The organism is Pseudoalteromonas mucoides, assembly GCF_049257175.1.
Classification (GTDB): Bacteria; Pseudomonadota; Gammaproteobacteria; order Enterobacterales; family Alteromonadaceae; genus Pseudoalteromonas.
This window is the reverse complement of record NZ_JBMMUC010000003.1, coordinates 238834-254610: the sequence shown is the minus strand read 5'-3', so window position 1 is coordinate 254610 and position 15777 is coordinate 238834. Positions and strand designations below refer to the sequence as shown.

Here is a 15777-nt window from a genome sequence, read left to right as displayed (position 1 = left end):
ATAGATAGTATAAGAACACAAGATATATGTTTCAATTCATTTGGTAATTACACTATAAAGTAAGGTATTTGCTAAAATCAGGATCTATAATCATACTAATTAAAGACTTGTTGATTAGGGCCTACCTAGATGCAATTATTCAATATTATCGGGCTTACTTTATTAATTGTAACGTTTGTGAGCCCGCCTGCGAACTCTAATGAGAGAAGTACTTCAACAGTTATTCGTCATATGGAGCAAAGTGGAGAAGACGATCCTCAAAACTCTTTTTATATCAAAATTCTCGATGAAATTTGCACTGTAACAAAGAGTATATATGGTTCTTGTGAGTTATCTCCTATTTCACTTCCTATGCTTCAAGATAGGCAGTTAAAAAGTCTAGAAAAAAACCTTATAGATGTAGTTTGGACTGTTAGTACGCCAGCTAGAGAAAGCAGAGTAAGAGCGATAAAGTTTCCTTTACTAAAAGGGTTTTTAGGATTTAGGATTGCTGTATATAACTCAACAGTAAAAGAGACATTTACCCCAAAGACACCGCTTTCTGCAATAAAGCAGCTAACAGTCATACAAGGACATGATTGGCCTGATTCAAACATATTAAAGTCAAATCAATTTAATGTTCATACTACGAGTAAACTTGAATCCCTATATTCAGATATCTCAAAGGGGTTATATGATTATACTTTAAGAGGCATGTTTGAAGCGCACAATGAGTTTCAAAGTACAATCGAAAAAAATTTGAAACTTGATCAAAATCACGCCTTTATCTATCCCTCTAGCATTTATTTCTTCGTTAATAAAGATAATGAATACCTTGCCAAACGAATAGAGTACGGCCTTCAGAAATTAGAGTTAAGCGGAAAATACTTGAAAATACTAACTGAACATCCAATTCACAGCAAGAGTATATCAGCACTAAACTTACGTGAAAGACAAATACACTTTCTTGAAAGAAATGGTATACGCATGACTGAAAAACAAGTTAATGAAATGCTAGATCTCCTAGATTAAATGGCCGAAAAATTATGAAAAGAGATTGCCAAAATTTCGCCTTTGTTCTTTTAATTCAAAACAATAATAGTTATTCAACCTTCTCTTTAAACTCACACAAGTCTTCAATAATACAGCTACCACACTTGGGCTTACGAGCAACACAAGTATAACGCCCATGGAGTATAAGCCAGTGATGTACGTCTACTTTAAACTCTTTTGGGATCACTTTTTCGAGCTTTTGTTCAACAGCTACAACATCTTTACCCATAGCAAGCTTAGTACGATTAGAAACTCGAAAAATATGCGTGTCTACGGCAATGGTAGGCCAGCCAAAAGCGGTGTTTAAAACGACATTAGCTGTTTTACGGCCGACACCGGGCAGAGCTTCTAATGCTTCGCGGTTTTCAGGTACTTCGCTGTTGTGTTGGTTGACGAGAATTTCACACATTTTATAAACGTTAGCAGCTTTTGAATTAAATAAGCCGATGGTTTTAATGTAGTCTCGCAGTGTATCGTGGCCAATATCTAAAATAGCTTGTGGTGTATTAGCAACTGGAAACAGTTTTCGGGTGGCTTTGTTGACGCCTACGTCTGTGGCTTGCGCTGAGAGTGTGACTGCGACAAGTAATTCAAATGGGCTTGAATATTCAAGCTCAGTTTCTGGATGCGGATTATCATCGCGTAGACGAGTTAAAATCTCGTAGCGTTTTTCTTTATTCATGCAACTTAAACGCACAGCCAAGCTGTACGCTTCCCCTTAAGTTAAACTAGTTACTCGTGCCCTAGGGCCTTTTTCTGCTTCTGGCGGTGCTACTTGCTTTGCTTTTATTTGTGCATCTATCACATTTTTAGCTGCAATTAATAAACCTAACCCTAAAAAAGCACCTGGCGGTAATATGGCCAGTAAAAATTGATTGTCAAAACTAAATATTTCGATACGTAAAGCTGCAGCCCACGGGCCAAGTAATAAGTCGGCACCGTCAAAAAGGGTGCCTTGACCAATAATTTCTCGCATTGCTCCCAAAACTAATAATACCACCATAAAGCCTGCGCCCATCATGAGTCCGTCAAAGGCTGATAAATGCACTGGATTTTTAGATGCAAACGCTTCAGCGCGGCCAATAATGGCGCAGTTAGTAACAATGAGGGGTATGAAAATCCCCAAAGACTGATACAGGCCAAATGTATAGGCATTCATTAAAAGCTGAATAATCGTTACAAAGGCTGCGATGATCATCACAAAGACAGGAATACGAATATCTTTTGGTACCCAGTTTCTAACCGCAGAAATAGTAACATTAGAACCGACTAGCACCATTAAAGTTGCCAGTCCCAGCCCCATTGCATTGGTGACAGTTGACGTGACAGCGAGTAATGGACATAAACCAAGTAACTGGACGAGGGCAGGGTTGTTTTTCCACATTCCTTCGTTAAAAAGTTCTTTTAATTGGCTCATGACTCACCTACTTTGCATGCGTTAGATGCATTAAATACAGCATCAAATTGAGTTTGAGAGAATAGCACAGCGTGTTTTACAGAGCCAACAACAGCGCGAGGTGTAATTGTGGCACCAGTGAACTGGTCAAAACTACCGCCATCTTTTTTTACCGCCCAGCGTTCGTCGTTTTCACCCAGGACTGTTTTATCATTAAATACAGTGATCCAAGGTGATTTTTTAATTTCAATTTTGTCACCAAGGCCAGGGGTTTCCTCGTGCTTAGTCACACGAACACCTGCAATATCACCATTAGCAAATACCGCGGTTAACAGCTCAATATCACCACTGTAGCCTTTTGGAGTTACATGGCGCATAACTAAGGCAACAGGTTCACCATTTTTTCGAGCACGGTAAACAATTTGTGGTGTTTTAGCTAATAATGGTTCATTAATGAGAGCGCAATCATTATATAAAATATTATCGTAAAAAGTCGGATCTAGTACTTCTTGTAATTGAGTTGATAGTTGCTTGCGTTCTTGCTCTGCAATACTGTCAGCTGTAAATTGCTGAACAATAGCAACAGCACCGGTTGTAAGCAGCGCAAAAAGGGTCAATATCGCGCCATTTTTAGTCATTGAAGGTAGGATCATTTTTTCATCCCATGGCCGTATGTTCGAGGCTGTGTGTAATAGTCAATTAAAGGGACTGCCATATTTAAAAGCAACACCGAAAAGGCGACAGCATCAGGAAAACCACCGAATGTACGTATTAGATAAATTAATAAACCAATTAATGCACCGTATACTAAACGCCCACGATTCGTTGTGGCAGCTGAAACAGGGTCTGTTGCTATGAAAAATGCACCGAGCATGGTTGCACCACTAAATAGGTGAAATACAATTCCAGGCTCTGTGCCTGGTGCAACGAGATAGCCAATGCCACTACAAATTGCAAGGGTCACGATAAAACTAACCGGGATGTGCCAATTAATCACTTTGCTTTTAATTAAATATAAACCACCTACTAAAAAGCTCAGGTTTACCCATCCCCAGCCTTTACCAAGCCATTGATCAAAAAGCGGCGACTGCATGCTTTCAGTGATTGTTAAACCATGAGCGACATCAGTTTTAACCGTATCAAGGGGGGTGGCCATCGTCATCCCATCAATGCCGACCCTTAGTTGATCAACGCTAAAACCAGCTGTTGTATAACCATTAAAAATAACACTTAATTGTTGGGTAAAGGTGATTGGCTTTGCCAGTAAATCGACCGTAGGGAGCCAAGCAGTCATCTGTACTGGAAATGAGATAAGCAGTAATACATAGGCAGCCATGGCTGGGTTAAATAGGTTAAACCCTAAGCCACCATATAGCTGTTTCACAATTACGATAGCAAATAAACAACCAATCACAATAATCCACCAAGGGGCGAGTGGCGGAATACTTAGAGCGAGTAATACAGCGGTTAGCCATGCACTGCCGTCACTTAACGCTGTGAGTGCTGAGCGTTTACGTATTCGCATGATAGCCGCTTCTGCAACACTGACGGTGAGCAGTGCTAGGAGCAATTGAATTAAAACACCTGTGCCAAAAAATACCAACTGAGCAATTAAACCCGGAATACAGGCTAAAATCACAGTTAGCATCAGTTTATTAAGTGATTTATGGCTATGATTGTGGGGCGAGCTGGCCATGGTTAATTTCATGACTTATCACTTCCTTCTTGTTGGCGTTTCTTAGCTTTCGCTCGGGCGATAGCTGCAGCGACGGCAGCTTTCTTTTTATCATCTGCGGTTTGCGGCGCAGGTTCTTGCGCTTGGCTTGATTCGGCATCGGGTGTTAGTTCATCCGATTGCTGAGCATCAGTCTGTTTGGCGGCTTTTTTAGCTTTAGCGCGGGCGATAGCTGTGGCGACGGCAGCTTTCTTTTTATCATCTGCGGTTTGCGGTGCAGCTTCTTGCGTTTGGCTTGATTCGGCATCGGGTGTTAGTTCATCCGATTGCTGAGCATCAGTCTGCTTGGCCGCTTTTTTGTCATCAACAGGAACATCAGCGGTTTCTCTGGTATCTGTTTGTGCGGCTTTTTTAGCTTTAGCGCGGGCGATAGCGGCAGCAACGGCTGCTTTTTTGTCATCAACAGGGGCATCAGCGGTTTCGCTGGTATCTGTTTGTGCGGCTTTTTTAGCTTTAGCGCGGGCGATAGCGGCTGCAACGGCCGCTTTTTTGTCATCAACAGGGGCATCAGCGGTTTCGCTGGTATCAGCTTGTGTGGCTTTTTTAGCTTTAGCGCGGGCGATAGCGGCAGCAACGGCTGCTTTTTTGTCATCAACAGGAGCATCAGCGGTTTCGCTGGTATCAGCTTGTGTGGCTTTTTTAGCTTTAGCGCGGGCGATTGCGGCAGCGACGGCTGACTTTTTATCGCCAGTTTCTTGCGTTGTTGAGTTTTTCTCAGCTTCTTTTTGCGCTTTGTAGGCCCGTGCCTGTTCTTTACGTGCAGCACGTTCTTGTGCTACTTCGCTATTATCTGGCTCTAATTCACCAGTTTGCTTTTTCGCTTTTGCACGAGCGATTGCAGCTGCGACGGCTGATTTGCTGTCCGCTTTATCGTCTGATTTTTTAACTCGTGCTAGCGCATCTGCGACTTTTTGCTTTTCATCAGCCGATTTGACAGCAGGCTTGCGTTTATGGCGATTTTGCCTTGCTTCTTGTTCACGTTCTAAGCGCTCTTTTCTCAGTTCAAATCGCTCTTTTGCCCGTTCAGCTTTAACTTGTTCTGCTTGTTGCTCTTTTATCTCTACTTTAGCGACACGGTAGTATTGAACTAAAGGAATTTCGCTTGGGCATACATACGCACATGCCCCACATTCAATACAGTCAAATAAGTTATATTCTTTGAGTTTGTCGTATTCTTTTGACTTAGCGAACCATTGTAACTGTTGAGGTAATAAAGAAGCAGGGCATGCATCAGCGCAGGCACTACAGCGAATACATGCTTGCTCTGGGCCTGGCTCTGCTAGCTCGTTATGATCAGGCGCTAAAATACAGTTTGTAGTTTTAACTACACCAATACGAACTGTAGGAAGAGTAAAGCCCATCATAGGCCCACCCATTACTACACGTTGCTGCGGGACAGGCGAAAAACCTTGGCAATCTAATAAGTGCTTTATCTCAGTGCCTAATAGAGCCCAAACATTTCCTGCATTGTGAATTGTATTACCAGTGACAGTGACCACACGCTCTATAAGTGGCTTGCCTTGTGTCACCGCTTGTTCAATGGCAAACAAGGTCCCCACGTTTTGCACCAATACGCCAATATCGGCAGGAATTCCACCACTGGGAACTTCTTTGTCAGTTAATAATTGAATTAACTGCTTTTCACCACCTGACGGGTAGACGGTCGGCACGGTCTGCACGATGATTTTATCATTGTGCTGAGCGGCTTGCTTCATCGCTGCAATGGCTTCAGGTTTGTTATCTTCGATGCCAATGATTGTTAATGTAGGAGATAGTAACTGTTGCATCAGTTCTATCCCTTTTACGATTTGAGCTGCGTGTTCGCGCATGAGAACATCGTCGGCAGTGATGTAAGGCTCACACTCAACGGCATTAACAATAAAAAATTCAATCGGCTTGCGACTATCAGCTTTTATATATGTAGGAAAACCAGCTCCCCCCATGCCAGCAATACCGCTGTTATGAATAATATCGATTAACTCTTGATGAGTAAGGTTACTGGGATCGGCAATAGGATTAAGCTCACACCATGTATCTTGGCCGTCAGGTGTTATGATAATGCTTAACTCTGGCAATGCTGATGGGTGCGCTGATGGCATCTGGCAAATATCAGCGATAACACCGGATGTAGGTGCATGCACAGGCACTGACCAATTAGCAACAGGCTTAGTGAGTGCTTGGCCTTTTAAAACCGACTGACCTTTTTCGACGATGAGCTGACCGTTTGCACCGATATGCTGTTTAAGCGGCACAATAAGCTTATCAGGTAACGGGAGTCGCGAAATAGCCTGAGTATTCGACAGTGCTTTTTGTCCCGGTGGGTGAATTCCACCTGGAAACGGCCACACTTTACCTTGCTTGATTTGCTGAATTAACTTTTCCATGTGTGACCTTAATCTATTTGTGTAACTGGGATTGCATCTAGTTGCCATTTCCACGTTTGTTTTGTGGTTTCTACGGGCAACATATCAATACAATCAACAGGACAAGGTTCAACACATAAATCACAGCCAGTACATTCATCTATCAGTACAGTGTGCATTTGCCTTGTTGCACCAACAATGGCATCAACAGGGCAAGCTTGAATACATTTGGTACAGCCAATACATTCATCTTCACGTATATAGGCAACAGTTTTAACCGGTTCAGCTTGCTCACCTCCGGCAAGCGGTTTGGCTTCAACACCCATTAAATCAGCCAGCTTTTTAACGGTTGCTTCACCACCTGGTGGGCACTTATTGATTTCATCACCATTGGCGATAGCTTCAGCATAAGGGCGGCAACCAGGGTAACCACATTGACCACATTGAGTTTGCGGTAAAATGGTGTCTATTTGCTCAACAATAGGGCTGCCTTGTACGCGAAATCGTACAGCAGCAAAGCCTAAAATTAAGCCAAAAATAAGTGCCAGCGATCCGAGCGCCAGCAATGCATAAAACAAGGTCATGTTAAAACTTCACTAATCCGGTAAAACCCATAAAGGCCATAGACATAAGGCCTGCGGTGATCATCGCAATAGATGCACCTTTAAAAGGAGAGGGGACGTCTGCGGCAGCTAAGCGCTCGCGTAGGGCGGCAAATAAAACTAACACTAATGAAAAACCAACGGCAGCGCCAAAGCCATAAACAGCTGATTGTAAGAAAGTATGGTCTTCTTTAATATTCAATATCGCAACCCCCAATACAGCACAGTTAGTGGTGATCAAAGGTAAGAATATGCCTAGCAAGCGATAGAGTGTAGGGCTCGTTTTTTTAACCACCATCTCGGTAAATTGAACGACGACCGCAATCACCAAAATAAAACTCATTGTACGTAAAAAAGTGATATCTAGAGGAACTAAAATATACTGATTGACTAAATAGCTTGTTACAGAGGCGAGCGTCAGTACAAAGGTCGTCGCGAGAGACATACCAATAGCAGTATCTAATTTACCTGATACCCCCATAAAAGGGCATAAACCTAAAAACTGTACTAAAACAAAGTTATTAACCAGCACAGTGCCAATTAACAGCAAGACATATTCTGTCATATTCGCCTCAAGCTATCATAATCGTCGACATTATCCTTTTTTCTCACTAGTTTAACAACACATCAAAAGGAAAAAAGCTACTTTAGTAATGATACTTACTATCATTTACAATTTTGCAATATAACTCAGTTATATCTTGTTAGTATCGGCGTGTTCTTACGGGCAGCAATAAGGCGCTAGACGCGCCTTATTTGAAATGTGAAATGTTAGATATCTTTTGGTTTTTCTATGTAATAGCCTTGGACACCGTCTAGGCAGAGTGTTTCAACGATATGTTTTTCTTCTTGGCTTTCAATACCCTCAGCAAACACACTGACACCTATGCGGTGCGCTAAATCAACCATTAAACGCATAAAGTATTGATTGTTTTTGTCTTCTTCTAAACCGCGGGTATAGCTTGCATCCATTTTGATAAAGTCAGGTTTTAAATCTCGGAAAAACTTAAATGAGGTTAAACCAACACCAAAACGTTCAACGGTAATACGAGCACCCACACGGTGCACCATGTCAATAAAGCGTTTACTGGCTTTAATGTTTTGTTGTAGTCCAAATTCACTGACTTCAAAAACCAGTTTAGAAGCAATATTAGTATCTTTTAATAGGCGGCGTTCTAGCCAAATGACAAATTGGTCATTATGAGCGCTCGACGCAGTTACGTTGATACCGAAGTATTTTTCTGAAAAATTACGGCTCTTAATTTTTTCTAATGAAGTGTCAATAATAAGCCGGTCAATTTCAATGGCCATATCAAGCTTTTCAGCCATGGCTAAGAAAGAGGCTGTAGGTAGTACTTGATTTTCTTCGGTTTTAAAACGCACTTGAATTTCAGCATAAGCTTTAATACTTTTGCCTATTGGCATAATGCTTTGCATTACTAAATGTACGCGTTCAGCTTCAATCACTTCGTTTATGACTTTGCGCCAATTTTGGTTGCCAAAACCAGCGCTGACGTTATTTATTAAGTCAGTATCACGTTGTACATGCCATGCATTTGCTTGTTTTGATTGTGCCATGCTCATTGCATTATCAACAATTGACAACAACTCACCTAGCGGTTTCCCTTTTTCATAACCAACAATACCTGTATTTGCAACGGAGCTGAGTTCTTGGTTTTGTTGATACTGGGTAAAACGGGACTGCAAGTTATCACCAAAACGTTCAGATTCTTTTAGTGGAATGTTTGGCAGCACTACAGCAAAGTCAGAGCTATTTAAACGAAAAACTTTGCTTCCGGTATACGTACCACTTATATGCTTAATAATATCCGCTACGGCTTTAACGTATTCATCGCCTTTTTGGTAGCCGCGAGTTTGGTTAATAGATTGCAGTTCGCTGCATCTGACCATAGCAAGGGAGCCAAATGTACTTTTTTCGCTGCTTTCAATATGCTTTTCATAATATTCAACAAACATATTACGGTTACCAAGTTCAGTGACTACGTCTTTATATGCTTCTTGCTTAATAGAGAGGGCAGCATTTTGAATATCTTCATGTTTAGATTGTAAAAAATATGACAGCCGATTAAAGCTTGGCACTAAATCAGCGGCAAGTTTTTTAATTTTTGTACTATCAATCGATGTTTCTAATCCATTATTTACTTGGTTTTGATTGATGTATACGTCAACAATCTCAGCCACAGTCATACTTATGTTTCTGTTAAGCCGTTTAAGCATTGCTTTCATGAATATGACGGGGATGATTGCCATTAAGCCAGATACTAAAATGACAATGAACATAGCTTGTTGTAATAATAGTCCTAAGTTGTGAGCATTAATGGTGAATTCCACTTTGATATCAGATGCTGTGTTAACGGCAAACTGTGGACGGATAGAGTTAAAACTATTTTCAACAAATGCAGCAAAACTGGGTAATGGAGTAGGGGACTGGATATTTATAAGTTCTTTTCCGTCGTAATCACGAAGAATAAATGATGAAAACGTATTGCCATCAGCCAGTGCTTGCTGAATTTGTTGTGGGGAAATATCTTCAAGGGTGTGATTATTAATGTAATTACTTACAACATTTTGTGCTTTCTTTTGCGCAGAGCTCGCTGCACTATCAAAAGCTGAAGCAGCAAAGTAACCACCAGCGCTTGCAAGTAATAACCAAGATATGAGTTGTATAAATATAAGTTTTTTAAAACCAGCCATGTTTTAGTCTTTCACTCGTTCAAAAGGGAAGGAATCAGATCCTTGATAAATCAAATCTTTTGTATTTTGTTTATATTATAACAATGATTATTTATCTAACAGGTGTAGAGTAGAGGAATTATTAAGAAAAGTCTAATTGATTCGTTAAGTTGGCTCCCCCTCCCCGACTCGAACGGGGGACCTGCGGATTAACAGTCCGTCGCTCTAACCAACTGAGCTAAGGGGGAACTACAATAACTTATTATATGATTTGGCTCCCCCTCCCCGACTCGAACGGGGGACCTGCGGATTAACAGTCCGTCGCTCTAACCAACTGAGCTAAGGGGGAACTACATATCATATTACATAAACTTGGCTCCCCCTCCCCGACTCGAACGGGGGACCTGCGGATTAACAGTCCGTCGCTCTAACCAACTGAGCTAAGGGGGAAGCGTTTATGGCTGAAAAACTTGGCTCCCCCTCCCCGACTCGAACGGGGGACCTGCGGATTAACAGTCCGTCGCTCTAACCAACTGAGCTAAGGGGGAAGCGTCATGCCTTTCAACGGGGCGAAATATTAATGATGGAGCCGCAAAGTGTCAACATAAAAACTTCATAAATTCAAAAAAGTAGTCTATTCGATGTTTTTATGTTCGATCTGTGTGTTTTATAGCTTTAATCGTACGCTTTATAGCGCACGAAAATAGCAGTCGAAATAGCAAATGCCGAAAATAAAATTAGTTTTGTACAAAAATTCGCTAGGGTTACGCGAGTAATAAATGTATTAAAAATGCAGTTGCCTCGCTCAAAGGCATCAAAATCATAAAAAAGTATTTTAAGAGGCAGAAAGAATATTTAGCTAAGTTGAGCTTGCCAGCGACATAAATTAAGTTAATGAGTAAGCATTTCATTATTCCCAAGCAATAAAATCCATGATTATATTTTGCTTTAATTAAATTTGGTTTTTAGTATCTGAGTAGGAGGTTAGTAAAAGTTATTCTATATCAGTTATATAGTTGTTCAGATACGATAATAAAAAATAATTCACTTACATTAATATTTCTGCAATGTTTGGTTTGAGTATGTTTTTTGAACTGATTGATTAAATACATTAAAGTTAGTATTCGCCAACATGAAGTTTGAATAGAAATTTGAGTATGGTTGTACGCCTTTATTAATGCGGGTTTGAGAGAGTTATCCACGGTTTCTGTGGATAACTCTGTTTATGAAACTTTAAGAACATCGTTTGAGCCTGATTTTTCGGGCGCTGTAAGGATATCAAGTCTTTAAAACAGTTTTTTTATTATAAATAAAAACAATAACTTAAAAATTAAGGGTGGAAAACAATTGATTGGTGAGTAAATTTATTCGTGATGATTAGATATCAGTAAGTTTTGTGTAAAAATACAGCAGCGGCCACGCGTTTTATATAATAAAAAGTTGCACAACTGTATTTTTATTGTTTTTTACTAGAGGTTGGCTACAATTTTCGTTAAACAGCTTGAAATAGTGAGTTTTCGTAGAGAAAGTAGCTTCTGTTTACTTATTCTTAATGATTATTGCTGCTAGCTGGGATTCATTTGATAAATGCATGGCTTGAAAAGGCATCATGCTTTAAAATAGCACGCTTAATAAAAGAGGCTTATTTATTCCCATGCGCGCTAATTTGCAAACAAACACATCTCCTGATTTATTAAATGCCCCAATAGTTCCAACACTTAAACGAATGACCATACCAATGATTTTTGGCATGATCACGTTAATGATGTTTAATCTTGTTGATACTTTTTTTATCAGTATGCTTGGAACAGAGCCTTTAGCTGCTGTGAGCTTTACTTTTCCTGTCACGTTTACTGTTATTAGTTTGGCAATTGGCTTAGGTATTGGTACATCTGCAGTGATTGCCAAAGCACTTGGCAGTAACAATATAGAAGAAGCACGCTTTGATGCCAGTATGGCGTTGGTAATTGCTGTAGTGATGGTTTTGTGTTTATCACTTTTTGGTTATTTAATGCTTGAACCCATATTTAGTTTACTTGGGGCAGGACAGCACACTCTTCCATTAATACATGAATATATGAGTGTTTGGTTTCTGGGTAGTGTATTTTTGATTACACCTATGGTTGGTAACTCAGTGCTTCGCGCCAGTGGCGATACAAAAACACCGAGTATTGTTATGGGGGGAGCAGGGCTTATTAATGCGGTGCTTGATCCTGTGTTAATTTTTGGCTTTGGTCCTATTCCTTCACTGGGGATTCAAGGTGCAGCGATTGCCAGTGTTATTGCATGGTCAGTTGCTGTGGTGATCATTTTATATATTTTAGCCGTAAAAAAAGGGCTATTAAGCTTACACGCAAAAAACCAAACGCCTTTAGCATCAATACAAAAGATATTAAAAATAGGTTTTCCGGCAGCGGGAGCCAATATGTTAACCCCAATTGCTATGGCCGTGATGACAGCATTAGTGGCGGGGTATGGTCCAGAAGCAGTCGCCGCTTTTGGCGTCGGCAGTCGAATTGAATCCATTGCAAGTTTGGTTGTACTTGCCTTATCAATGACATTGCCCCCATTTATTAGTCAAAACTTTGGTGCTGGTAAGCTGAGTAGAGTGAAGAGTGCGTACAGTACAACGTTAAAATTTGTCATGGTATGGCAATTTATTATTTATTTAGTATTAATTGTGTTTTCAGGTGTCATCAGCCAATTGTTTGGTAAAGAGCAAATGGTTATTGATGTTATCAAACTCTTTATATACACATTACCGCTTAGTTATGGCTTTCAAGGGGTGATAATTTTATCTAATTCGTCATTTAATGCCTTACATAAACCAATGAATGCGCTTATTTTGAGTGTTGTGCGTTTATTTGTATTTTATGTTCCATTTGCTTATGTGGGAAGTGTGCTTGCAGGGTTGTCAGGGCTGCTAATCGGTGCTGCAATAGGCAATGTATTTACCGGTATTGTGGCGTATAAGTGGTTTATAAAAGAGCTAGACGCTATTAATAATCAACCAGTTAAGGAGTGCCAAGCATGAGTGACCATTTCCAATTGGTATCACAGTTTACCCCAAGCGGCGATCAACCCACTGCGATAGCCCAGCTTTGTGAAGGTTTAGAAGCCGGTTTGGCACATCAAACTTTACTCGGTGCAACCGGGACCGGTAAAACATTTACCATGGCGAACATTATTAATGATTTAAATCGCCCAACGATTATTATGGCGCACAATAAAACATTAGCAGCACAACTTTACGGTGAGATGAAAGAGTTCTTCCCTAATAATGCTGTTGAATATTTTGTGTCTTATTATGATTATTACCAACCTGAGGCTTATGTTGTTGCCAGCGATACATTTATCGAAAAAGACGCTTCAATTAATGAACACATAGAACAAATGCGTTTAAGTGCGACTAAAGCCTTGTTAGAGCGCCGTGACACGATAATAGTGGCCTCAGTATCAGCCATTTATGGTTTGGGTGACCCTGATTCATACATGAAAATGATGCTGTTATTAAAAGTCGGTGAAACCGTTGACCAACGCGATATGTTACGTAGGTTAGCTGAATTACAATACACCCGTAACGACATTGATTTTAGTCGTGGTACCTATCGAGTGCGGGGCGAAGTAATCGATATATTTCCTGCAGAGTCAGACACCTATGCCGTACGCGTTGAAATGTTTGATGACGAAATAGAGCGCTTAAGTATTTTTGATCCACTCACTGGTGCAATTGAGAAGCACATTGTACGTGCGACTATTTACCCTAAAACGCACTATGTTACGCCACGCGAGAAGATTCTTGATGCGGTAGAGCATATCAAAGCAGAACTTAAAGAACGCCGTGCACAACTGCTCAGTGCTAATAAGCTGGTTGAAGAGCAGCGCGTTGCACAGCGAACCCAGTACGACATAGAAATGATGACCGAGCTTGGTTATTGTTCAGGCATAGAAAACTACAGCCGTTATTTATCGGGCCGTACGCCTGGCGATCCACCACCTACGTTACTGGATTATTTGCCTGACGATGCATTAATGATCATTGATGAATCACACGTTACCATATCGCAAATTGGGGCTATGTATAAAGGTGATCGCAGCCGTAAAGAAAATTTAGTTGAATACGGTTTTCGGATGCCATCAGCAATGGATAACCGGCCACTTCGTTTTGAAGAGTTTGAAGCCATTGCGCCACAGACCATTTATGTTTCAGCAACCCCAGGGGACTTTGAACTAGAGCGCTGTGGCGATGATATTGCTGAGCAAGTTATTCGCCCAACTGGTTTACTCGACCCTGAAATAGAAGTGCGCCCTGTGGGCACCCAGGTTGATGATTTACTCTCTGAAATTTACAAAAGGGTTGAAATTGATGAGCGGGTGTTAGTTACAACACTGACTAAGCGCATGGCCGAAGATTTAACCGACTACCTCAATGAGCATAATGTAAAAGTACGTTATTTACACTCAGACATAGACACTGTCGAGCGCGTTGAGATTATTCGTGACTTTCGTGCTGGGGTGTTTGATGTGTTAGTGGGTATTAACTTACTACGTGAAGGATTAGACATGCCAGAAGTGTCGTTAGTGGCGATACTTGATGCTGATAAAGAAGGCTTTTTACGCTCGGCTCGTTCGCTTATACAAACAATAGGGCGTGCTGCACGGCACTTAAATGGCCGAGCAATTTTATACGCTGATCGGGTAACTAAGTCGATGGCCAAAGCGATGGACGAAACTCAGCGTCGTCGTGATATCCAACATGCTTACAATGTTAAGCATGGTATAGAGCCTAAAGCACTGCTGAAGAAAATAACTGACATTATGGATGTAGGTGAGCAAGCCGGTCCACAAGATAACCTAAAACTTATTCGTAAAGAAACCACACAAGTGCTTAGTGCGAAAGAGATTGCGGCGCAGATTAAACAACTTGAGAGTAAAATGCACGCCTATGCGAGCGACCTTGAGTTTGAAAAGGCCGCCTCAGTACGCGATGAAATACACGAATTACAACAACAGTTGATCAAAAATGCATAATTTTTCTCCTCTTATTAGTGCACTTGAAAGTGCACCGCTTGCAGCCAATGAGCTGTGCCGTATTTTTCATGGCCGTGGTCACAGTGTTGAACATTTAAGTCATTTAAATTTAGACTTTTACCCACCGAGCTTGTTTTTAGTATCGTATGAAGAAATTGACGATGACACATTAAAGGTATTAACCGATCAGGTGTGGCAATGGGCGCAACAACATGCACCTGATCAGGTTACTGCGATGGTTTATCAGCAAAGAGCTGGATTACAAACGCAAAATAAATTAGTGCAGGGAATACTGCCCGAACCTCATACGGTTAAAGAAGGTGCCGTTGAATTTATTGTAGATTTAATGAGTCGGCAAAACACCGGTATTTTTCCAGATATGCGAAGTGGCCGCGAGTTTGTGAGCAACAATAGCCAAAATGCAAAGGTCCTTAATTTATTCTCTTATACGTGTGGTTTTTCAGTCAGTGCGATGCAAGGTGGGGCTGATTCAGTGATCAACATGGACATGAATAAAGGTGTATTACGCACAGGTAAACAAAATCATCAACTGAATGGTTTTGAGCGTGGTGTGAGCTTTTTACCTCATGATATTTTGAAATCGTTTGGTAAGCTAAAAAAAGCGGCACCGTTTGATTTGATCATTGTCGATCCGCCTAGCTTTCAAAAAGGCAGTTTTATACTCACCAAAGACTATCAAAAAGTATTACGACGTTTACCAGAGTTACTTAATAGCAATACCCAGCTTTTGCTCTGCGCAAATAGTCCCGAGCTAAGTGAAAGTGCATTCAAAGCACTGATTGCAGAGCATACCCACGATGCCATTGAGTTTGTTGAGCGCCTAGCTCCTACGGCTGGTTTTATTGAAATAGACAGTGACCGTAGCTTAAAAGCGCTTATTTATAAAACCTCAGAAAAATAGGG

At 40.9% G+C, this 15777-nt stretch carries 12 protein-coding genes and 4 tRNA genes; 4 read left to right on the top strand and 12 right to left on the bottom strand.

The window, feature by feature from the left end:
* The first annotated feature begins 129 nt into the window (after positions 1-129).
* Positions 130-1011, top strand: a complete 882-nt coding sequence (locus AAEU30_RS04535) for a transporter substrate-binding domain-containing protein (RefSeq protein WP_421959497.1) — start codon at positions 130-132, stop codon at positions 1009-1011.
* Between the two features lie 70 nt (positions 1012-1081).
* Here AAEU30_RS04535 and nth read toward each other — a convergent pair whose 3' ends face one another.
* The 12 genes from nth to AAEU30_RS04475 all read right to left on the bottom strand — a co-directional run bounded on the left by nth (position 1082) and on the right by AAEU30_RS04475 (position 10370).
* Positions 1082-1714 (bottom strand): endonuclease III, encoded by a 633-nt coding sequence (nth, locus tag AAEU30_RS04530; RefSeq protein ID WP_421959496.1) that lies wholly within the window; start codon positions 1712-1714, stop codon positions 1082-1084.
* Between the two features lie 36 nt (positions 1715-1750).
* A complete protein-coding gene (locus AAEU30_RS04525; RefSeq protein WP_421959495.1) occupies positions 1751-2449 on the bottom strand; it encodes an electron transport complex subunit E in 699 nt (232 codons plus the stop codon).
* Positions 2446-3081 (bottom strand): electron transport complex subunit RsxG, encoded by a 636-nt coding sequence (rsxG, locus tag AAEU30_RS04520; protein WP_421959494.1) that lies wholly within the window; start codon positions 3079-3081, stop codon positions 2446-2448. The genes AAEU30_RS04525 and rsxG overlap by 4 nt, the downstream gene beginning before the upstream one ends.
* Positions 3078-4136, bottom strand: coding sequence for an electron transport complex subunit RsxD (gene rsxD, locus AAEU30_RS04515; protein WP_421959493.1), 1059 nt, complete (start codon positions 4134-4136; stop codon positions 3078-3080). The genes rsxG and rsxD overlap by 4 nt, the downstream gene beginning before the upstream one ends.
* A complete protein-coding gene (gene rsxC / locus AAEU30_RS04510; RefSeq protein WP_421959492.1) occupies positions 4133-6547 on the bottom strand; it encodes an electron transport complex subunit RsxC in 2415 nt (804 codons plus the stop codon). Before rsxC ends, rsxD begins: the two co-directional genes overlap by 4 nt.
* Positions 6548-6555: 8 nt before the next feature.
* Positions 6556-7110, bottom strand: a complete 555-nt coding sequence (gene rsxB, locus AAEU30_RS04505; RefSeq protein ID WP_099295825.1) for an electron transport complex subunit RsxB — start codon at positions 7108-7110, stop codon at positions 6556-6558.
* A 1-nt stretch (position 7111) separates the two neighbouring features.
* Positions 7112-7693 carry an electron transport complex subunit RsxA gene (gene rsxA, locus AAEU30_RS04500; protein ID WP_087531693.1) on the bottom strand — a complete coding sequence of 194 codons (582 nt, stop codon included), beginning with the start codon at positions 7691-7693 and terminating at the stop codon, positions 7112-7114.
* 206 nt (positions 7694-7899) lie between these two features.
* Positions 7900-9843 carry an EAL domain-containing protein gene (locus tag AAEU30_RS04495; protein ID WP_421959491.1) on the bottom strand — a complete coding sequence of 648 codons (1944 nt, stop codon included), beginning with the start codon at positions 9841-9843 and terminating at the stop codon, positions 7900-7902.
* A 150-nt stretch (positions 9844-9993) separates the two neighbouring features.
* Positions 9994-10070: transfer RNA gene (locus tag AAEU30_RS04490), tRNA-Asn, on the bottom strand.
* 24 nt (positions 10071-10094) lie between these two features.
* Positions 10095-10171: transfer RNA gene (locus AAEU30_RS04485), tRNA-Asn, on the bottom strand.
* Positions 10172-10195: 24 nt separating this feature from the next.
* A tRNA-Asn gene (locus AAEU30_RS04480) sits at positions 10196-10272 on the bottom strand.
* 21 nt (positions 10273-10293) lie between these two features.
* Positions 10294-10370: transfer RNA gene (locus AAEU30_RS04475), tRNA-Asn, on the bottom strand.
* A gap of 1106 nt (positions 10371-11476) precedes the next feature.
* Between AAEU30_RS04475 and AAEU30_RS04470 the strand changes: the two genes are divergently transcribed.
* Genes AAEU30_RS04470 through AAEU30_RS04460 form a run of 3 tightly spaced genes read left to right on the top strand, consistent with a single transcriptional unit; the run spans position 11477 to position 15775 of the window.
* Positions 11477-12856, top strand: a complete 1380-nt coding sequence (locus tag AAEU30_RS04470; RefSeq protein WP_421959490.1) for an MATE family efflux transporter — start codon at positions 11477-11479, stop codon at positions 12854-12856.
* The gene (gene uvrB / locus AAEU30_RS04465) at positions 12853-14853 is read left to right on the top strand and encodes an excinuclease ABC subunit UvrB (protein ID WP_421959489.1); all 2001 of its coding nucleotides are present in this window, start codon (positions 12853-12855) and stop codon (positions 14851-14853) included. Before AAEU30_RS04470 ends, uvrB begins: the two co-directional genes overlap by 4 nt.
* Positions 14846-15775 carry a class I SAM-dependent methyltransferase gene (locus AAEU30_RS04460; protein ID WP_421959488.1) on the top strand — a complete coding sequence of 310 codons (930 nt, stop codon included), beginning with the start codon at positions 14846-14848 and terminating at the stop codon, positions 15773-15775. The genes uvrB and AAEU30_RS04460 overlap by 8 nt, the downstream gene beginning before the upstream one ends.
* Positions 15776-15777: the final 2 nt, after the last annotated feature.